The 17601-nt window shown below is 62.6% G+C and carries 18 protein-coding genes and 6 tRNA genes; 20 read left to right on the forward strand and 4 right to left on the reverse strand.

What is annotated here, in order from left to right; all coding sequences use genetic code 11:
- Nucleotides 1-91: 91 nt before the first annotated feature.
- The 8 genes from HDE77_RS00295 (at nt 92) to HDE77_RS00330 (ending at nt 7476) form a co-directional block, all read left to right on the forward strand.
- The gene (locus HDE77_RS00295; protein WP_184415033.1) at nt 92-1762 is read left to right on the forward strand and encodes a CTP synthase; all 1671 of its coding nucleotides are present in this window, start codon (nt 92-94) and stop codon (nt 1760-1762) included.
- Nucleotides 1759-2595 carry a 3-deoxy-8-phosphooctulonate synthase gene (gene kdsA / locus HDE77_RS00300; protein WP_184415035.1) on the forward strand — a complete coding sequence of 279 codons (837 nt, stop codon included), beginning with the start codon at nt 1759-1761 and terminating at the stop codon, nt 2593-2595. Before HDE77_RS00295 ends, kdsA begins: the two co-directional genes overlap by 4 nt.
- Before the next feature lie 91 nt (nt 2596-2686).
- Nucleotides 2687-3985 carry a phosphopyruvate hydratase gene (eno, locus tag HDE77_RS00305; protein ID WP_184415037.1) on the forward strand — a complete coding sequence of 433 codons (1299 nt, stop codon included), beginning with the start codon at nt 2687-2689 and terminating at the stop codon, nt 3983-3985.
- Nucleotides 3986-4004: 19 nt separating this feature from the next.
- Complete coding sequence (gene ftsB, locus HDE77_RS00310) at nt 4005-4334, forward strand: cell division protein FtsB (RefSeq protein WP_184415039.1); 330 nt, start codon at nt 4005-4007, stop codon at nt 4332-4334.
- 30 nt (nt 4335-4364) lie between these two features.
- The gene (gene ispD, locus HDE77_RS00315; protein ID WP_184415041.1) at nt 4365-5060 is read left to right on the forward strand and encodes a 2-C-methyl-D-erythritol 4-phosphate cytidylyltransferase; all 696 of its coding nucleotides are present in this window, start codon (nt 4365-4367) and stop codon (nt 5058-5060) included.
- Nucleotides 5060-5533, forward strand: a complete 474-nt coding sequence (gene ispF / locus HDE77_RS00320; protein ID WP_184415043.1) for a 2-C-methyl-D-erythritol 2,4-cyclodiphosphate synthase — start codon at nt 5060-5062, stop codon at nt 5531-5533. The genes ispD and ispF overlap by 1 nt, the downstream gene beginning before the upstream one ends.
- A 51-nt stretch (nt 5534-5584) precedes the next feature.
- The gene (gene truD, locus HDE77_RS00325; RefSeq protein ID WP_184415045.1) at nt 5585-6610 is read left to right on the forward strand and encodes a tRNA pseudouridine(13) synthase TruD; all 1026 of its coding nucleotides are present in this window, start codon (nt 5585-5587) and stop codon (nt 6608-6610) included.
- 2 nt (nt 6611-6612) lie between these two features.
- Nucleotides 6613-7476, forward strand: coding sequence for a type 1 glutamine amidotransferase domain-containing protein (locus HDE77_RS00330; protein ID WP_184415047.1), 864 nt, complete (start codon nt 6613-6615; stop codon nt 7474-7476).
- On the opposite strand, the gene HDE77_RS00335 is transcribed toward HDE77_RS00330, so the two are convergent.
- Nucleotides 7465-8010, reverse strand: a complete 546-nt coding sequence (locus tag HDE77_RS00335) for a Smr/MutS family protein (protein ID WP_184415049.1) — start codon at nt 8008-8010, stop codon at nt 7465-7467. The genes HDE77_RS00330 and HDE77_RS00335 overlap by 12 nt on opposite strands.
- Nucleotides 8011-8182: 172 nt before the next feature.
- Between HDE77_RS00335 and surE the strand changes: the two genes are divergently transcribed.
- Genes surE through HDE77_RS00355 form a run of 4 tightly spaced genes read left to right on the forward strand, consistent with a single transcriptional unit; the run spans nt 8183 to nt 11359 of the window.
- Nucleotides 8183-8980, forward strand: coding sequence for a 5'/3'-nucleotidase SurE (surE, locus tag HDE77_RS00340; protein ID WP_184415051.1), 798 nt, complete (start codon nt 8183-8185; stop codon nt 8978-8980).
- Nucleotides 8981-8983: 3 nt separating this feature from the next.
- On the forward strand, nt 8984-9664 hold the full coding sequence (locus HDE77_RS00345; protein WP_184415053.1) for a protein-L-isoaspartate(D-aspartate) O-methyltransferase: 681 nt from the start codon (nt 8984-8986) through the stop codon (nt 9662-9664).
- Nucleotides 9664-10272, forward strand: a complete 609-nt coding sequence (locus tag HDE77_RS00350; protein ID WP_184415055.1) for a VTT domain-containing protein — start codon at nt 9664-9666, stop codon at nt 10270-10272. Before HDE77_RS00345 ends, HDE77_RS00350 begins: the two co-directional genes overlap by 1 nt.
- A 28-nt stretch (nt 10273-10300) precedes the next feature.
- Nucleotides 10301-11359: a peptidoglycan DD-metalloendopeptidase family protein gene (locus tag HDE77_RS00355; protein ID WP_255482461.1), complete on the forward strand. Its 1059-nt coding sequence runs from the start codon at nt 10301-10303 to the stop codon at nt 11357-11359.
- 239 nt (nt 11360-11598) lie between these two features.
- On the opposite strand, the gene HDE77_RS00360 is transcribed toward HDE77_RS00355, so the two are convergent.
- A complete protein-coding gene (locus HDE77_RS00360) occupies nt 11599-11976 on the reverse strand; it encodes an Mth938-like domain-containing protein (RefSeq protein WP_184415057.1) in 378 nt (125 codons plus the stop codon).
- Nucleotides 11976-12272, reverse strand: a complete 297-nt coding sequence (gene yhbY, locus HDE77_RS00365) for a ribosome assembly RNA-binding protein YhbY (protein WP_184415059.1) — start codon at nt 12270-12272, stop codon at nt 11976-11978. Before yhbY ends, HDE77_RS00360 begins: the two co-directional genes overlap by 1 nt.
- An 82-nt stretch (nt 12273-12354) precedes the next feature.
- Here yhbY and rlmE point away from each other — a divergent pair, with 82 nt between their 5' ends.
- The 8 genes from rlmE (at nt 12355) to HDE77_RS00405 (ending at nt 16294) form a co-directional block, all read left to right on the forward strand.
- Nucleotides 12355-13008 (forward strand): 23S rRNA (uridine(2552)-2'-O)-methyltransferase RlmE, encoded by a 654-nt coding sequence (rlmE, locus tag HDE77_RS00370; RefSeq protein WP_184415061.1) that lies wholly within the window; start codon nt 12355-12357, stop codon nt 13006-13008.
- Nucleotides 13001-14959 (forward strand): ATP-dependent zinc metalloprotease FtsH, encoded by a 1959-nt coding sequence (gene ftsH, locus HDE77_RS00375; RefSeq protein ID WP_184415063.1) that lies wholly within the window; start codon nt 13001-13003, stop codon nt 14957-14959. Before rlmE ends, ftsH begins: the two co-directional genes overlap by 8 nt.
- 282 nt (nt 14960-15241) lie before the next feature.
- Nucleotides 15242-15318: transfer RNA gene (locus HDE77_RS00380), tRNA-Arg, on the forward strand.
- Nucleotides 15319-15496: 178 nt separating this feature from the next.
- Nucleotides 15497-15573, forward strand: a tRNA-Pro gene (locus HDE77_RS00385).
- A gap of 34 nt (nt 15574-15607) precedes the next feature.
- Nucleotides 15608-15684: transfer RNA gene (locus HDE77_RS00390), tRNA-Arg, on the forward strand.
- 15 nt (nt 15685-15699) lie between these two features.
- A tRNA-His gene (locus tag HDE77_RS00395) sits at nt 15700-15776 on the forward strand.
- A 24-nt stretch (nt 15777-15800) separates the two neighbouring features.
- Nucleotides 15801-15876 (forward strand) — tRNA-Lys (locus HDE77_RS00400).
- A 333-nt stretch (nt 15877-16209) separates the two neighbouring features.
- A tRNA-Leu gene (locus HDE77_RS00405) sits at nt 16210-16294 on the forward strand.
- Nucleotides 16295-16311: 17 nt separating this feature from the next.
- On the opposite strand, the gene HDE77_RS00410 is transcribed toward HDE77_RS00405, so the two are convergent.
- Nucleotides 16312-17574, reverse strand: a complete 1263-nt coding sequence (locus HDE77_RS00410; protein WP_184415065.1) for a site-specific integrase — start codon at nt 17572-17574, stop codon at nt 16312-16314.
- Nucleotides 17575-17601 lie beyond the last annotated feature (27 nt).

The raw sequence follows: 17601 nt of genomic DNA on the forward strand, positions 1-17601 counted from the left end.
GGCTGAATCAAAATGGCGAATTGTTCGATGCCATCTCGCAGTGGAGCGCTTCTGCAGCTAAAATGCCTAATTTCCAGCACGGCTGCTTTCCATGACCCCCCTGATTTTCGTCACCGGCGGTGTGGTGTCCTCGCTTGGCAAGGGCATTGCTGCGGCGTCGCTCGCTTCCATTCTTGAGGCGCGCGGGCTATCAGTCACCATGATGAAGCTCGATCCCTACATCAATGTGGATCCGGGCACGATGAGTCCCTTCCAGCACGGTGAGGTCTACGTCACCGACGATGGTGCCGAGACTGACCTCGACCTCGGTCACTACGAGCGCTTCGTGCACACCCGCCTGACCGGCAAGAATTCGATCACCACCGGCAAGATCTACGAGTCGGTGATTCGCAAGGAGCGCCGCGGCGACTATCTCGGCGCCACGGTGCAGGTGATCCCGCACATCACCGATGAGATCAAGCACTGCATCCACGAGGCCACGCGTGGCTTCGACGTGGCGCTGGTCGAGATCGGCGGCACCGTCGGCGACATCGAGTCGCTGCCGTTCCTGGAGGCGATTCGTCAGCTGCGCATCGAGCACGGCCCGGAAAAGGTCGTGTTCATGCATCTCACGCTGGTGCCGTATATCAAGGCTGCCGGCGAGATCAAGACCAAGCCGACCCAGCACTCGGTGAAAGAACTGCGCTCGATCGGTATCCAGCCGGACATCCTGCTGTGCCGTTGCGAACAGCAACTGCCCGAGAGCGAACGGCGCAAGATCGCCTTGTTCACCAACGTGCCCGAGAACGCGGTGATCAGCGCCACCGACGTCGACATCATCTACAAGCAACCGCTGTGGCTGCATCAGCAGGGGTTGGACGAGATCGTGGTCAAGCGCCTCGGCCTCGATGCCGGCCCGGCCGACCTGTCCAGCTGGCAGCGCACGGTCGACGCGATGGAACGCCCGAAAGACGAGGTCACCGTCGCCATCGTCGGCAAGTACGTCGAGCACAAGGATGCCTACAAGTCGCTCGGCGAAGCGTTGCGCCATGGCGGTATCAAACAGGAAACCCGGGTCAACCTGCATTGGGTCGACGCCGAGCAGATCGAGGCTGACGGTGCCGCCAAGGCGCTGGCCGGCGTCGATGCGATCCTGGTGCCGGGCGGTTTCGGCAAGCGCGGCTTCGAGGGAAAGATTCTGACCGCCAGATACGCGCGGGAACGTGGCGTGCCGTATTTCGGCATCTGCTACGGCATGCACGCGGCCGTGATCGATTTCGCACGCCACGTAGCCGGACTCGCCGAGGCCGATTCCAGCGAAAACGACCGCAATACGCCGGATCCGGTCATCGCGTTGATTACCGAATGGACCACCACCACGGGTGACATCGAGCAGCGCAACGAGCGTTCCGACATGGGCGGCACCATGCGCCTCGGTGCACAGGAGTGCCGTTTGAAGTCGGGCACGCTGGCACGCGAACTGTACGGCCAGGACGTGGTGCGCGAACGCCATCGCCATCGCTACGAGTTCAACAACCGCTATCGCCAATCGTTCGAGGATCTGGGCCTGGTGATTTCCGGCAAGTCGATGGACGACCTGCTGGTGGAAATGATCGAGCTGCCGCAGCAGCAGCACCCATGGTTCATCGCCTGCCAGGCGCATCCGGAATTCACCTCGACGCCGCGTGACGGCCACCCGCTGTTCAGCGGCTTCATCCTTGCCGCGCGTGAGTTCAAGGCGGTGCGCGATGGTCACCGGTTGGCACAGGAGTCGATCGCATGAAGCTGTGCGGTTTCGAGATCGGGCTGAACCAGCCACTGTTCCTGATTGCCGGTCCCTGCGTGGTCGAGTCCGAGCAGCTGCAGCTGGACACCGCCGGCACGCTCAAGGAAATCACCGGCCGGCTCGGTATCAACTTCATCTTCAAGTCCAGCTTCGACAAGGCGAATCGCTCATCCAGCGAGAGCTTTCGCGGACCGGGCATGGAAGAGGGTCTGCGGATCCTCGCCGAAGTGAAGCGGCAGATCGGCGTGCCCTTGCTTACCGACGTGCACGAATACACGCCGATGGACGAAGTGGCTGCGGTGGTCGACGTACTGCAGACGCCAGCGTTCCTGTGCCGGCAGACCGACTTCATCCAGAAGGTCGCGCGCGCCGGCAAACCTGTGAACATCAAGAAGGGCCAGTTCCTGGCGCCGTGGGACATGAAACATGTCGTCGCGAAGGCCAAGGCCGTGGGCAATGACGACATCATGGTGTGCGAGCGCGGCGCCAGCTTTGGCTACAACAACCTGGTGTCGGACATGCGCTCGCTCAGCGTGATGCGCGATACCGGCTGCCCGGTCGTTTTCGATGCCACGCATTCAGTGCAGTTGCCCGGCGGGCAGGGTGCCAGCTCCGGTGGCCAGCGCGAATTCGTGCCGGTGCTCGCGCGTGCGGCGGTCGCGGTCGGTGTGGCAGGGCTGTTCGCCGAGACGCACCCCGATCCGAGCAAGGCACTCAGCGATGGCCCGAACGCGTGGCCATTGGGCAAAATGGAAGCGCTGCTGGAAACTCTGCTGGAACTGGACGCCGTGACCAAGCGGCACGGCTTCCTGGAGCAGGGTTTGTCTTGACAGGAACTGTCTTGCACGGAATGGTCTTGAGCAATCGAGCACCGTCACCGTGTATCCAATATCACCATTTAATCAAGCTAACGGACACTGCATGAGCACTCTGATCACCCGCATCCACGCCCGTGAAATCCTCGACTCGCGCGGCAATCCCACGCTGGAAGCCGAAGTCACCCTCGCGGACGGCGGCTTCGGTCGCGCTGCTGTGCCGAGCGGCGCCTCGACCGGTTCGCGCGAAGCGGTCGAGCTGCGCGATGGCGACAAGTCGCGTTATGCGGGCAAAGGCGTCAAGAATGCGGTGACCAACGTCAATACGACGATTGCCCAGGCGCTGAATGGGTTTGATGCAGCTGACCAGAAGGGGCTGGACGCCAAGCTCATCGCGCTGGACGGCACGCCGAACAAGGGTCATCTGGGCGCGAACGCGCTACTCGGCGTTTCGATGGCAGCCGCACATGCCGTTGCTGCTTCGCGCGACGAACCGTTGTGGAATTATCTGTCGAACGGCAAGCCCGGTGCGCTGCCGGTGCCGATGATGAACATCATCAACGGCGGCGCGCATGCCGACAACAACGTCGACGTGCAGGAGTTCATGATCTTGCCGGTCGGCTTGTCGAACTTTGCCGAGGCGTTGCGCGCCGGCGCGGAAATCTTCCATGCGCTGAAGAGCGTGCTGAAAGGCAGGGGCCTGAGCACCGCCGTGGGCGACGAGGGCGGCTTCGCGCCGAACCTGCGCTCAAATATCGAAGCGCTCGACACGATTCTCGAGGCCGTCAACACCACCGGTTACAAGATCGGCAGTGAAATCCTGCTGGGCCTTGACGCGGCCAGCTCCGAGTTCTTCAAGAACGGTCACTACGATCTCGAGGGCGAGGGCAAGATATATACGCCGGCGCAGTTCGTCGATGTGCTTGCCAGCTGGGCCAAGCAATACCCGATCATCACCATCGAAGACGGTATGGCCGAGGGCGACAGTGAAGGTTGGAAGTTGCTGACCGAGCGTCTTGGCAAAGACGTGCAACTGGTCGGCGACGATAATTTCGTCACCAATCCGGCGATCTTCCGCAAAGGCATCGATGCCGGCATTGCCAACGCGATCCTGATCAAGGTGAACCAGATCGGCACGTTGTCGGAGACCCTGGAAACCATCGCGATGGCCGACGCCGCGAAGTACGCAGCGGTGATCTCGCATCGTTCGGGCGAAACCGAGGACACCACCATCGCCGATATCGCCGTGGCGACCACCGCGACCCAGATCAAGACCGGCTCGCTGTGTCGCAGCGACCGTGTGGCCAAGTACAACCAGCTGCTGCGCATCGAGGAGGCGCTCGGTACGGCAGCGCGGTATGCCGGCCGCAACGCGTTTCCCAACCTGACGCGCCTGCCCGGCTGAGCGGGGATATCGACCGCCCATGTTGCGCTGGATCGCCCTCATTCTGATCCTGGTCCTGATCGGACTGCAGCTGAAGCTGTGGTCCGGCAATGGCAGCATGCATGAAGTAGACAGCTTGCGCGTGGCGGTGAAGAAGCAGGCTGACGAGAACGCAAAGCTGCTGCAGCGCAACCAGGCACTGGGCGCCGATGTGCTTGATCTCAAGCACGGCGAGCAGGCCGTCGAGGCACGCGCGCGCACCGAACTGGGTTTGATCAAGCCAGGCGAAACTTTCTACCAGGTGGTCGACAAGCCTGCCAATGGCGGGAGCACACCGCCACCAGCTGCCGCGTCCACGGGCCAGCCATGAGATCGTGCCCGTCATGAGAGCGTGCCCATCATGAGCGTGGCGATGTTGTGGTGCGTGGTGCCGGCCGCTGGACGCGGCACGCGAGTCGGCTCGGATTGCCCCAAACAGTACTTGCCGCTGGCGGGCAGGCCATTGATTCAGCACACGCTTGATCGACTCGCTGCGCATCCACGGATTGCCGGATTGCTGGTGACACTGGGTGCGTCGGATGGGCATTGGCCTGGGTTCACCACACTCAATGGCAAGCCGGTCCTCACAGCGGTAGGCGGAGCTGAGCGCAGTGATTCGGTTCTGGCTGGGATCGAGGCGCTCCCAGTGGACGTCGCTGTCGACGAATTTGTGCTGGTCCACGACGCCGCGCGGCCCTGCGTCAGGCAGGCGGATATCGGCAAGTTGATCGATCTGGGTACGGCAGCAGATGGTGGCCTGCTGGGTGCGCCGCTACGCGACACGCTCAAGCGTGCCGATGCAGCAGGGCATAGCATCGCCACCGAATCGCGCGACGAGCGTTGGCGTGCGTTCACCCCGCAGATGTTTCGACGTGGTGAGCTGACTTCCGCTTTGCGCGATGTGGTGCGGCGTGGCCTGAAAGTCAGTGATGAGGCGATGGCGATGGAGTTAGCCGGTTTCGCGCCGTTGCTGGTCGAGGGTGCCGAAGACAATATCAAGGTGACGACGGCGGCGGATTTTGCGCTCGCCGAGTTTCTCCTGACGAGGACGGTGTGATGCGTATCGGTAGCGGGTTCGACGTGCATGCGTTCGGTGACGGCGACCACGTGACCTTGGGCGGCGTGCGTGTGCCGCATAGTCACGGGGTAGTCGCGCATTCGGACGGCGACGTGGTGATCCATGCGCTGTGCGATGCGATCTTCGGCGCGCTGGCGCTGGGTGATATCGGCATGCATTTTCCGCCGACGGACGAGCGCTGGCGCGATGCCGACAGCCGGCAGTTCCTGCGCCATGCGGCGATGCTGATGGCGCAGCACGGCTACGCGCTCGGCAACGCAGATATCACCGTGATCGGCGAGAAGCCAAAAATTGCCCCGCACGCACAGGCGATGCGCGGGCACCTCGCCGCCGACCTGGACTGCGACATCGGCCGCATCAGCATCAAGGCCACCACCACCGAGAAACTCGGCTTCACCGGTCGCGGTGAAGGTATCGCGGCGCAAGCCTGCGTGCTGCTGGAGCGCGGCTGAGTCGCTCTCGAAACATTTCGATTCACAAGCCGGCATGACCGGTGGAGCAAGATGTCTTCTTCCGAACTTGAACTTCCACGCGCTTACGGCGCGCCATCGCTGGCTGCCCATCTGCGCAGCACACCGGAGGATTTCCGCGTCGAGGAAGTCCTCGGTTATGACGCCGAAGGGCAGGGCGAGCATGCGTTGCTGTGGGTGGAAAAGCGCGGCGCGAATACCGACTGGGTCGCGCGCGAACTGGCGAAGTTTGCCGGTGTTTCGCCGGTCGCGGTGGGCTATGCGGGGTTGAAGGATCGCCACGCAGTGACACGCCAGACGTTCTCGGTGCAGCTGGCCGGAAAACCCGACCCCGACTGGTCGACGTTTCCGCATCCCGATGTGAAAGTACTGGCCGCAACGCGACATTCGCGCAAGCTCAAGCGCGGTGCGCTGCGGGGCAACCGTTTCGTGTTGGTGCTGCGCGAGGTGCAGGGCGATCGAGGTGCTGCCGAGCAGGTACTGCAGCAGATCGCCGCACGCGGTGTACCGAACTATTTCGGTGAACAACGGTTCGGCCGCGAAGGCGGCAACGTGGCGCAGGCCCGCGCGATGTTTGCGGGACGTCGGGTCGATCGCGACAAGCGTTCGTTCCTGCTGTCGGCCGCGCGTTCGCAGATCTTCAACAACGTGTTGGCGGCACGGGTCGAGCGTGGCGCCTGGGATACGCCACTGGATGGCGAGATCTGGTCGCTGGCCGGCTCGCGCTCCTGGTTCGGGCCGGAACCGTTCAGCGATGTGCTGGCCGAGCGCCTGTCGCGAGCCGATATTCACCCGTCCGGCCCGTTGTGGGGCCAGGGCGAGCCGCCCACCGTGGGCGATGCGGGTGCTCTGGAGCGCGAGGTGGCTGCGGCTTCCAGCGATCTGGCTGAAGGCGTGGCGGCAGCGCGCATGGACCAGGAGCGCCGCCCGCTGCGGTTGCTGCCGCGGGACTTGAAATGGCGCTGGCTGGACGACAACGCACTCGAGCTGGCGTTCGAGCTACCGGCAGGCGCCTACGCCACGGTGGTGGTGCGCGAGCTGGCGGCGATTGAGGGCTGAGCATGGCCAGCGTGCTGATGCCGATTCCATCGCGCGACTTCGATCCAAGCGAAGTCGCGATCAGCTGGCGTGTGCTGACAGACGTCGGACATCGCGTCTCCTTCGCGACGCCCGATGGACGGCCCGGCGTGGCAGATACCTTGATGCTCGATGGTCGTGGGCTCGATCTCTGGGGATGGATTCCCGGCTTGCGCGCATTGCCATTGATCGGACTACTTCTGCGTGCCAATCGCGACGCCCGGCATGCTTATGCAGCGTTGGAGCGCGACGCGAATTTCCGTTTCCCTTTGCGCTGGGATGCAATTGAGCCAACGGCTTTCGACGGCCTGCTGTTGCCCGGCGGCCACCGTGCTCGCGGCATGCAGGAGTATCTCGAGTCGAGTCTGCTGCAGGGTGTAGTGGCTCGCTTCTTCGCGGCAGACAAGCCAGTGGGCGCGATCTGCCACGGCGTGCTGCTTGCGGCGCGCAGCTATGTTGCTGGCAGCGATCGCTCGGTGCTGTTCGGTCGACGTACGACGGCCTTGACCTGGGCGCTGGAAAAATCCGCGTGGTCGCTTGCGCGCATCAGCCGATTTTGGGAGCCGCAGTATTACCGCACCTACAGCGAGCGCAGCGGTCAGCCACGCGGCTATATGTCGGTTCAGCAGGAAGTGACACGGGCACTGGCGCGACCTGAAGATTTCCTGGATGTCTCCGCTGACGCGGCGCATGCCTCGCGCAAGCGTAGCGGGTTGGTCCGCGACCGCCTCGGCGATGACACACCGGCTTTCGTGGTGCAGGACGGCAACTACGTGTCGGCCCGCTGGCCGGGCGACGTGCATACATTTGCCCGCACGTTTTCGCGGTTACTCGACTCAAGCCTTTAGCAGCACAACCACGGCCCCGGTTCCCCCCAGTGCCGGCCGTGCCGAGGCAAAGGCAATCACGTCATCGCGTCTGCGCAGCAGGCGATCGGTGAGACCCTTCAATACCGGTCCGGCAGCACGCGAGCGCAGCCCCTTGCCGTGCACGATGCGCACGCAGCGCCGCCCATGCTGTTTCGCCTCAGCCAGAAAGGTGACGATGCTGGCTTGCGCCGCGGCAGCGTTCATCTGGTGCAGGTCCAGATCGTCCTGCACACTGAACTGGCCTCGTTTGAGCTGGCGCAGCAGCTTGGGCGAGTAGCCGTCACGCAGGTAACTCAGTTCCTCGCCAACCTCGAGCATGGCTGGATCGAATGCCATGTCGAGCAACTCGCCCGGCACCGCCGCTTCGTCGGCTTCGAGCATGTGCGGATGTGGCGCGGGCCTGGCGGGAGCCGGCGGTGCGGCCACCGGGTCGAGTCGGCGCACGTCGCCAATAGCCTCGCGAAACAGGCGGCTGTCATCATCGTCGATCGGAGTGGGGACGCGCCGCTTCATGCTGCCATGCTAACCAAAGCGCGCCTCGGGTAGCGAATTGCAAAATCGCCGCCGATCCGTGTGAAACCGTGGGCACGCTCCGGTAGACTTCAGGATTGGAACGCGCCCTGTGGACTCATGGGCATTGGAGTCTTGGACAGGCGCGTCCGCAGTCAGTTTTCGACGGAGCATCATGCGAGTTCTGGTAAGTAACGACGATGGCGTGGATGCACCGGGCATCCGCGTACTCGCCGAACGCCTCGGCGCGGTCGGCCAGGTAACCGTGGTGGCGCCCGATCGCGATCGTTCCGGCGCCAGCAACTCGCTCACCCTCGATGCGCCGTTGCGGGTCTTGCCGATGGGCAACGGTTATTACCGCGTGGCTGGCACGCCAACCGATTGCGTGCATCTGGCGCTGGCCGGGTTGCTGGATGAGGAGCCAGACATCGTGGTGTCCGGCATCAACAATTCGGCGAATCTTGGCGATGATGTGATTTATTCCGGCACGGTGTCGGCGGCCATGGAAGGGCGCTTCCTCGGGTTGCCGGCGATTGCAGTGTCATTGGTGACGCAGGATCACAAGGGCGTGCACTACGACTCGGCCGCCCAGGCGGTGTTGCTGTTGATGCAGCGCCTGCTGGTCGATCCGCTGCCGGCCGACACCATCCTCAACGTCAACGTGCCGGACCGGCCGTGGGCAGACATCGAGGGTTTCGAAGTGACCCGGCTGGGTCGCCGCCATCGCTCCGCGCCGTGCATTGCGCAGACCGATCCGCGCGGCCGCCCGATCTGGTGGATCGGCCCGGCCGGTGAGGTAGACGACGCTGGCCCCGGCACCGATTTCGACGCTGTACAGCGTGGGTTTGTGTCGGTTACGCCGATTCACGTCGACCTGACCCGTTTCCAGGCGCTGGAAAAAGTCAGCAGCTGGATGCAGGCACTGAGCGACGACATGGCTAGTGGTCGTAACATCAGCGATGAGGCGGCCTGAACCATGAACGTTTATCCATTGCCGGCCGCGGACCTCAAAGGTGAGGGGATGACTTCGCAGCGTGCACGAGATCGTCTCGTGGCCAGTTTGAAAGAGGGCGGTATCCGCGATCCACGTGTGATCGAGGTGATCCGCAACGTGCCGCGCCATCACTTCATCGACCAGGCGCTGCATTCACGCGCCTACGAAAATACCGCGCTGCCGATCGGCCATGGCCAGACCATTTCGCAGCCATGGGTGGTGGCGCGCATGACCGAGGCGCTGATCGAGTTCGGCATCCCGCAGAAGGTGCTGGAGATCGGCACGGGTTCGGGTTATCAGGCTTCGGTGCTGGCCGCGCTGGTACCGCAGGTATTCACGGTGGAGCGGATCGAGGAATTGCTGCGCCAGGCGCGCCGTCGCTTTCGTCAGCTCGGCCTGACCAACCTGCGTACGCGCCACGACGACGGCAAACTGGGGTGGCCGGACGAGGCGCCGTTCGACGGCATCATCCTCACGGCTGCCGGCGACACCATTCCCACCCGGATTCTTGATCAATTGAGCCCGACCGGCGTGCTGGTGGCACCAGTGGGTTCACCCAGCCAGCAGATGCTGATACGCATGCGTGGCGACGGGCACGGCGATTTCATCCAGGAGGAACTCGGAGCGGTCAGTTTCGTGCCGCTGCTTGGTGGAATCGGCTGATGCGTTTGTTCGGGAAACTTTATGCGCGTGCATTGATTTGGGCGCGCGAGCCAAGTGCGCTGTATTACTTGTCCGGGCTCAGCTTTGTCGAGGCCTTCATCTTTCCGGTTCCGCCAGAGGTGATGCTGGCGCCGATGATGCTCGGCAAGCGACACAAGGCATTTCGCTACGCCAATATCAGCCTGCTGTGTTCGCTGCTCGGTGCACTCGTCGGTTACGCGCTGGGTCACTGGGCGTTTCAGGCATTGCGACCGCTGCTCGGTTCGCTGCACCTGCTGGCGCCGATCGAGCTGGGCGTGACGAGCCTGGGCACGCAGATGGCCGAGCATCGGTGGGGCATGTTCGGCGTGCTGATCCTGGCCGCGCTGCAGCCGGTGGTACCGATGAAATTCGTCACCTGGGCCTGCGGCATTATCGGCGTGCCGGTGCTGCCGTTCCTTGCGTGCATCGCGCTTGGCCGCGGCAAACGCGTCTGGCTGTTGGCGCTGTTGATTCGTTTGTTTGGCGAGCGTGCCGAACGCGTACTGCACAAATATATCGAGTGGATCGGTTGGGCCGTGCTGGTACTGCTCGGCCTGCTGCTGATCTGGTGGCTCTGGCCGCGTTGAGCGTGAGTCACCCTGTGGAGCGTCTTGTATGAAAAAGCTGTTCCGCCTCGGTATGCTGACCAGCATGGATCGATACCTTCAACTCGTTACCGCGATGGCCGCATCCGTGCTGCTCGCTGCCTGCAGCACCATGCGCAGCTCGGTCGTGGTCGAGCCGGCTACCGGCGGTCACAGCCAGCCTGTTGCACACGCCCGCACACCGATTCCTGGCGGCAGCTACCAGGTCGTCAAGGGCGACACGTTGTATTCAATCGCCTTCCGCAACGGCGTGGATTTTCGCGACCTGGCGCAGTGGAACGGAGTCTCCGCGCCTTACACGATCTGGCCCGGGCAATGGCTGAAATTGCAGGTGTCGGGCACCGTGGTTGCCGCACCGTCGGCGCCGTCGCCTGTTGTTCCTGTGCATATCGCGGGCACGGCCCCGCCGATGCCTCCGCCGGTTCCCGTTGAGCATCCCCATGCGGCGCCGCCTCCGCCATCGACGATCGCCCCGGCCCCTGCGTTCGAGCCCGTGGAGGAGCCTGCCGCTGCCTCCAGCACGGCGAAGGTGCCGAATACAGCAGCCCCTGTGCCTCCAGCCGCCTCCGTGGTGCCTGCCGTGGCTGCTACCGCCGTAACTGTGGTGCCGGTGGCAGGCGTGCCCTCACCTTCGCCGGCAGCGGTGCCACCGCCGGCGAAGGTGCCAGCGGCTGTCGCGGGGCCTTCTCGCACCGCCAGTGGGGTGACCTGGCGCTGGCCTGCCCAGGGCAGCCTGATCAAACGTTTCCAGAGCGGTGACTCCATTCCCGGCGTCGAGATCGCAGGCAATACCGGTGACTCGGTGCGCGCTGCCGCCGATGGCGTGGTGGTCTACAGCGGCAACGGCCTGGTCGGCTACGGTGAACTGGTGATCATCAAGCACAACGACAGCTTCCTGTCTGCGTATGGCCACAACAGCAAGCGCATGGTCAAGGAAGGTCAGCGGGTCAGCGCTGGCCAGCAAATTGCCGAAATGGGCTCCAGTGGCGCGACGCGCAGCGAGCTGGAATTCCAGATACGCAAGGACGGCAACCCGGTTGACCCGCTGGGCTATCTGCCGCCGCGCTGAAATAGCGCGTAGGAGCGCACCCTGTGCGCGAATAGGTCTTGTGGGGTAGCCCTTGTGGGAGCGACTTCAGTCGCGATGCTGTGGCTTTGCTCTTGGGCTCTGCGGCGAGCCAAACAGCAAAGCCAAAGCCAGAGCATCGCGACTGAAGCCGCTCTCACAAGGGCAATGAGGCCGGCGAAAGTTTACGCGCACTCCATCAGGGCTGCGTGCGCCAGTTGCGCTCGAAAATCGAAAAACGATCAGCCGGAAGGCAGGATGAATCCCGCGATAACCTGCCGCCCTTCACCAGCCAGCAGGTTATAGGTACGCGCCGCAGCAGCGTTATCCATCACTTCGATGCCGATGCCTTTGCGCAGAAAGCCGGCCATGAAAACCGCCGCCGGAAAGATCTGCCGTTCACCGGTACCCAGGATGACCAGTTCCGGCTGCAATGCCAGCAACGCCTCGACGTGACTGGCATCCAGCGCACTGGCGGTGTCGACGGGCCAGTTCTCGATCGCCCGGTCCGGTGCCAGCAGGAAACTCTTGTCGAGCTCGCGATCGATCAGGGTGATGCTGCGTGCGCCGACCCGGCGCACGGACAAATACCCTTCGGGACGTTCGAGCGACAGGTCCATTAGCGTGGCAGGGCGATTTTCGGCTCGTCGGCGTTGCGGCGGAACAGCACGACCACATGGCCAATCTGGTGGATTTTTTCGGCTTGGGTGCCACCGGTCAGCACATCGATCTGTGCCTGCCGTTCATCTTTGTCACCGCCAGACAGCTTCACCTTGACCAGCTCGTGAATGTCCAGCGCTTGGCCCAACTCCTTCACAACGGCCTCGGTGGCGCCTTTGGCGCCGAGCAGGACAACCGGGCTCAGATCGTGGGCGAGGCTGCGCAGGTAACGGATCTGCGAGGAGGAAAGGGCCATGCGCTGGTGCTCGATTCGCGGTAAATGAACGGCAAAGGGTATCATGCGCCATCCCGTTCCCCAATCTGTGACCCCCAACGACATGGCCCGCAGCAAAAGCAGTGCAGTCTGGCTGCGCGAACATTTCAATGATGAATACGTAAAGAAAGCCCAGGCCGAGGGCTTGCGTTCGCGTGCGGTGTACAAGCTGGAGGAGCTGATCGAGCGTGATCGGCTGCTCAAGCCGGGTATCAACGTCGTGGATCTCGGGGCGGCCCCGGGCAGCTGGTCGCAACTGGTGCGCAATCGGCTGGGTGATACGGGCAAAGTATTTGCGCTGGACATCCTGCCGATGCAGAGTATTGCCGGGGTGGACTTCCTGCAGGGCGATTTTCGCGAGGAGTCGGTATTGCGCGAGCTGGAGAGCCGGCTGGAAGGGCACAGGCTGGATCTTGTACTGTGCGATCTGGCCCCCAATATGAGTGGTGTGGCGCTGGCCGATCAGATCCGGGCGATGGCTCTGGCCGATCTGGCGCTGGATTTCAGTCGGCAGTGGCTCAAGCCGGGTGGCTCATTCCTGATCAAGTTGTTTCAGGGGGTGGGCTTTGACGAATATTTACGCAGCTTGCGTGCGGACTTCACCCGCGTGACGATGCGTAAACCCAAAGCCTCGCGCGCACGTTCGCGTGAGGTATACGCGCTGGCGGTCAGTCTAAAAGCTTCCGTGGCGCAACAGGCGAGAACCGTGCATGAATGAGACAGCGAAAAATGTGTTGCTCTGGGTGATCATCGCGGTGGTCCTGTTCACCGTATTCCAGAGCTTCAATCCGCGCGGCACGTCCTCTTCGGACCTGGCTTACAGCGCCTTTGTGCAGAGTGTGGACAACGGCAACGTGGCCACCGCCACGATCAGCGCCGATCAACCGGCCACCCTCAGCGGCAAGCTGAAGGACGGCAGCGTGTTCCACACCGTTGCGCCGATGCTCGGCTTCTCCACCAACGCTGTGGTCAAGCAGATGCAGGACAAGGGCGTCGAAGTCCGCCAGGATCCGTCCGAGGGCTTCTCGCTGATCGGCCTGCTGATCAGCTGGCTGCCGGTGCTGCTGATCGTCGGTGTGTTCATCTGGTTCATGCGCCAGATGCAGTCCGGCGGCGGTAGTCGCGGTGCCATGAGTTTCGGTCGTTCGCGCGCCAAGCTGCAGGGCGAGGATCAGATCAAGGTCAATTTCAGCGACGTTGCCGGTTGCGATGAAGCAAAGGAGGAAGTCGGCGAGCTGGTCGAGTTTCTGCGCGATCCGGGCCGTTTCCAGAAACTGGGCGGCAAGATTCCGCGCGGCGTCCTGATGGTCGGCCCGCCCGGCACCGGCAAGACCCTGCTGGCGAAAGCGATCGCCGGCGAGGCCAAGGTGCCGTTCTTCGCCATCTCCGGTTCCGACTTCGTCGAAATGTTCGTCGGCGTGGGCGCGAGCCGTGTGCGCGACATGTTCGAGCAGGCCAAGAAACACGCGCCGTGCATCATCTTCATCGACGAAATCGATGCCGTCGGTCGCCATCGCGGTGCCGGCCTCGGCGGCGGTCATGACGAGCGCGAGCAGACGCTCAACCAGTTGCTGGTCGAAATGGATGGTTTCGAGGGTACCGAAGGCATCATCGTGATCGCCGCGACCAACCGGCCCGACGTGCTGGATCCGGCGTTGCTGCGCCCGGGTCGCTTCGACCGTCAGGTTGTCGTGGGCTTGCCAGACGTGCGTGGCCGCGAGCAGATCCTCAAAGTGCACATGCGCAAGGTGCCGACCGCCAGCGACGTCAACGCCATGACGATCGCGCGCGGCACCCCAGGTTTCTCCGGTGCTGACCTGGCCAACCTGGTCAATGAGGCTGCGCTGTTTGCCGCGCGCGAGAACGCCCGTGAAGTTCGCATGGTTCATCTGGACAAGGCGCGCGACAAGATCCTGATGGGTACCGAACGCCGCTCGATGGCGATGAGTGAGGACGAGAAGAAACTCACCGCCTATCACGAGGCTGGCCACGCTATCGTCGGCCGTCTTGTGCCCGAGCATGACCCGGTCTACAAGGTCACGATCATTCCGCGAGGGCGCGCGCTTGGCGTCACCATGTACCTGCCCGAAGGCGACAAATACAGCATCAATCGCGTGGCGATCCAGTCGCAACTTTGCTCGCTGTACGGCGGCCGCGTCGCCGAGGAGTTGATCTTCGGCGCCGACAAGGTCACCACCGGTGCCTCGAACGACATCGAGCGGGCCACCAAGATGGCGCGCAACATGGCGACCAAGTGGGGCTTGTCCGATGAGCTTGGTCCGATCACCTACGGCGAAGACGAAGACGAGGTATTCCTCGGTCGCTCGGTAACCCAGCACAAGAGCATCTCCAACGAGACCGCCAGCAAGATCGACGAAGTGGTGCGCGGCATCCTCGATCGCGCCTACGCGCGCAGCAAGGAGCTGCTGACGGCGAATCTCGAGAAGCTGCATACGATGGCTGAGCTCTTGCTGCAGTACGAGACCATCGACGCGCATCAGATCGACGACATCATGGCCGGGCGCGAGCCTGGTCCACCGGCTGACTGGACGAAGAATGCATCGACCAGCACGCCGCCACCGCCGCCGCCGCCGAAGGGCGATGCGGGCTCAGCAGTGGGCAAGGTGGGTGACCCGGCTACGCAGAATCGCTCAGGTCTGGAAAACTGATCGGCGGTTTGGACGGCTAAAGCAAGCGGCAGCGCCTGGGACCCAGAGCGCTGCCGATGGCCATCAACTCCGCTTGTCGTGTGATCTTCTTCGCTGCGTCACGTTCCGCGTGTATGGCTGGCAAAGTCATCTGTCGAGCCACATTCGTGCGGAAAGACAACACGCAATGAAATCTTTTTGACGAAAAGTGTTGACGCACGAGGGCGGAGTCTGAATAATTCCGCTTCTCGCTTCACCGCCTTGATGCCCCAACGTCCAGGCAGCGAAGTGAAACACTTTAGTGCGCCCGTAGCTCAGTTGGATAGAGTACCTGGCTACGAACTAGGTGGTCGGGAGTTCGAATCTCTCCGGGCGCACCATTTTATTTGCGAGGCGGGGTGCTTGCACCCTGTTTTGTTTTCACAGAGAAGGGCGTTCCTTTTCCATGAAAACAGTGTTTCAGGATTCACGGTGTGCTTCGATACGGATTGACTGAGCGAAGCGTCACCCGTAACATTTGAGGGCTTCGACGACTTGAAGTGTTTCGATGATTCGTTGCGGGGTATAGCTCAGTCTGGTAGAGCGTTGCGTTTGGGACGCAAAAGTCGGGGGTTCGAATCCCTCTGCCCCGACCACCTCGGCCAGTAACATGTTCTACTGGCAGTGCCTGCGCCTGTAGCTCAACCGGATAGAGCATCGGCCTTCTAAGCCGACGGTTGCAGGTTCGAGTCCTGTCGGGCGCACCAGTTTCAAGATTTATGGTGGGTGTAGCTCAGCTGGTTAGAGTCCCGGATTGTGATTCCGGTTGTCGTGGGTTCGAATCCCATCATCCACCCCAGTTTCCAGTGACAAACAAGTTCCGGGGCCGTTAGCTCAGTTGGTAGAGCAGTTGACTCTTAATCAATTGGTCGAAGGTTCGAATCCTTCACGGCCCACCAATCAAGCCAAGACGCCGATCGCTTGCGATCGGCGTCTTGCTTTGTGCGTTTGAAAGATGGCTGGTGGCACGCCGAACGGAGCCTGCAGCCGCAGGGGCAGTCCGGGCGCGCTCCCGGCAAGGTTGGCTGGCCGATCAGTCAGGTCAGGGTGCGTTTGTCAGCGTGCTTGTGCTGTGGGGCCGTGCAACCTTAAAATGATACGCTTTCGTGTAAGGGAATCATCGACTTAGACGGACGTGGCGTGGCGGGTCGAAACGGTGGGCCGGGCTGGCATTGGCCGGGGGTTTTTAGTTTCAGATTCCAGTAGTTACGCAGGTCTGATGAGGGTGACAGGCGAGAGTGGCGGAATTGGTAGACGCACCAGATTTAGGTTCTGGCATCGCAAGATGTGCGGGTTCGAGTCCCGCCTTTCGCACCATTCACTTTTCAATTAAATCAGGCAGTTAGATTCCCCGATGTGTCAAGAGTTGATTCTGGTGAAGTATCCCTGTCTCGGGATGCTTGAAGAGAGTCAGATAAGGTGCCACGAAGTTTCGTAAGTGCCGCTGCGCCCTCGATCAGACTGTCGGACTCGACGTGGGCATACGTGGCAGAGGTCGTCTGCGTTGATGTGTGGCCCAGCCAGGTGCTAACCAGCACCAGGTTCCCCGTTGCCTTCAGGAGACGCGTAGCGAGCGTGTGACGCAGGGAGTGGATGACGCACTCCTTGTCGGTGATCCCGACCACCTCCTTCGCCGCCGTCCACATGTGCTGCGCCCGCCGCTTCCGCAAGTCGCCGAAGGGGCCGACCGGGTGCTTCTCCTTCGCCGGCAGGGATAGCAGCTCAGTGAGAACGTCGCGGGCCATGCCGGTCACCGGGATCGTCTTCGCCTTCTTGTTCTTGATCTCGTGCCGACGATGAACCTTGATGAGCCAGGTATCGTCCGACGTATCGACCACGATGTCCTCCCAGCGGATGCGTAGGCCCTCGCCCAAGCGCATGCCGGTCTCGACCAGCACCTTGAACAGCCGCAGGTACTTGTAGGCGTCCTTCTTACGCGGAGGGCCACCCTTGGGGCCTACTCGGGTGTCATCCAGGCCCGCGACGGCCGCAAAGAGCGCCTGCTCGTCCTTCAGGCTCGCGCTGTACGTCCGGGGGTTCTTGTCGTCCAGCATGGTGAGCACGGGCAGGTTGGGGTAGCCGTCCTCCGCGCGACGCATCACGTTGAAGACCTTCGAGAGACAGGCCAGCCGCTTATTGACCGTGCTCGGGGCCAGCCCCTTGTCCAGCAGCTCGGTGGCGAACTTGTCGCACTCGCCCAGGCGGAAGGATGCGATCGGTCGATCACCCCCGAAGTACGCCTCGATCTCCTTACAGAGCGACTCGTACCCGCGACGGGCGCGAATGCCCCGCCATACCTTCGGGTCAGCAAAGCAGCGAGCGAACGCCTCGGGGAGCGTCACCCCGCCGGACTGCCGTAGCACCGCCTTGTGGCGCAGGCTGGTATCCCCGCGCGTCATGGCGACTAGATCAGCCTTGCTGGTGTTGGGATTCGCCCGCAATGCGTTGATGATGTCCTGCTCTTTCAGCAGCGCCGCCGAGCGGTCGCGTGTGCCTGATGACATCACTTCGCGCCGGCCGTCCACCTGGACGCGGATCATGTAGTAGCGGCGGTCAGCTTGACCGGGCTTGAGCTTGCCCTTCAGTTCTAGGGACATACGTTTCTCCAATAAAAAACCCGCCAC

This window comes from Rhodanobacter sp. MP7CTX1, from assembly GCF_014205795.1.
GTDB lineage: Bacteria > Pseudomonadota > Gammaproteobacteria > Xanthomonadales > Rhodanobacteraceae > Rhodanobacter.

Excerpts from the sequence above, each read along its gene's own strand:
- HDE77_RS00295 (WP_184415033.1), top strand. The coding sequence starts at position 92 with ATGACCCCCCTGATTTTCGTCACCGGCGGTGTGGTGTCCTCGCTTGGC.
- kdsA (WP_184415035.1), top strand. The coding sequence starts at position 1,759 with ATGAAGCTGTGCGGTTTCGAGATCGGGCTGAACCAGCCACTGTTCCTG.
- eno (WP_184415037.1), top strand. The coding sequence starts at position 2,687 with ATGAGCACTCTGATCACCCGCATCCACGCCCGTGAAATCCTCGACTCG.
- ftsB (WP_184415039.1), top strand. The coding sequence starts at position 4,005 with ATGTTGCGCTGGATCGCCCTCATTCTGATCCTGGTCCTGATCGGACTG.
- ispD (WP_184415041.1), top strand. The coding sequence starts at position 4,365 with ATGAGCGTGGCGATGTTGTGGTGCGTGGTGCCGGCCGCTGGACGCGGC.
- ispF (WP_184415043.1), top strand. The coding sequence starts at position 5,060 with ATGCGTATCGGTAGCGGGTTCGACGTGCATGCGTTCGGTGACGGCGAC.
- truD (WP_184415045.1), top strand. The coding sequence starts at position 5,585 with ATGTCTTCTTCCGAACTTGAACTTCCACGCGCTTACGGCGCGCCATCG.
- HDE77_RS00330 (WP_184415047.1), top strand. The coding sequence starts at position 6,613 with ATGGCCAGCGTGCTGATGCCGATTCCATCGCGCGACTTCGATCCAAGC.
- HDE77_RS00335 (WP_184415049.1), bottom strand. The coding sequence starts at position 8,010 with ATGAAGCGGCGCGTCCCCACTCCGATCGACGATGATGACAGCCGCCTG.
- surE (WP_184415051.1), top strand. The coding sequence starts at position 8,183 with ATGCGAGTTCTGGTAAGTAACGACGATGGCGTGGATGCACCGGGCATC.
- HDE77_RS00345 (WP_184415053.1), top strand. The coding sequence starts at position 8,984 with ATGAACGTTTATCCATTGCCGGCCGCGGACCTCAAAGGTGAGGGGATG.
- HDE77_RS00350 (WP_184415055.1), top strand. The coding sequence starts at position 9,664 with ATGCGTTTGTTCGGGAAACTTTATGCGCGTGCATTGATTTGGGCGCGC.
- HDE77_RS00355 (WP_255482461.1), top strand. The coding sequence starts at position 10,301 with ATGAAAAAGCTGTTCCGCCTCGGTATGCTGACCAGCATGGATCGATAC.
- HDE77_RS00360 (WP_184415057.1), bottom strand. The coding sequence starts at position 11,976 with ATGGACCTGTCGCTCGAACGTCCCGAAGGGTATTTGTCCGTGCGCCGG.
- yhbY (WP_184415059.1), bottom strand. The coding sequence starts at position 12,272 with ATGGCCCTTTCCTCCTCGCAGATCCGTTACCTGCGCAGCCTCGCCCAC.
- rlmE (WP_184415061.1), top strand. The coding sequence starts at position 12,355 with ATGGCCCGCAGCAAAAGCAGTGCAGTCTGGCTGCGCGAACATTTCAAT.
- ftsH (WP_184415063.1), top strand. The coding sequence starts at position 13,001 with ATGAATGAGACAGCGAAAAATGTGTTGCTCTGGGTGATCATCGCGGTG.
- HDE77_RS00410 (WP_184415065.1), bottom strand. The coding sequence starts at position 17,574 with ATGTCCCTAGAACTGAAGGGCAAGCTCAAGCCCGGTCAAGCTGACCGC.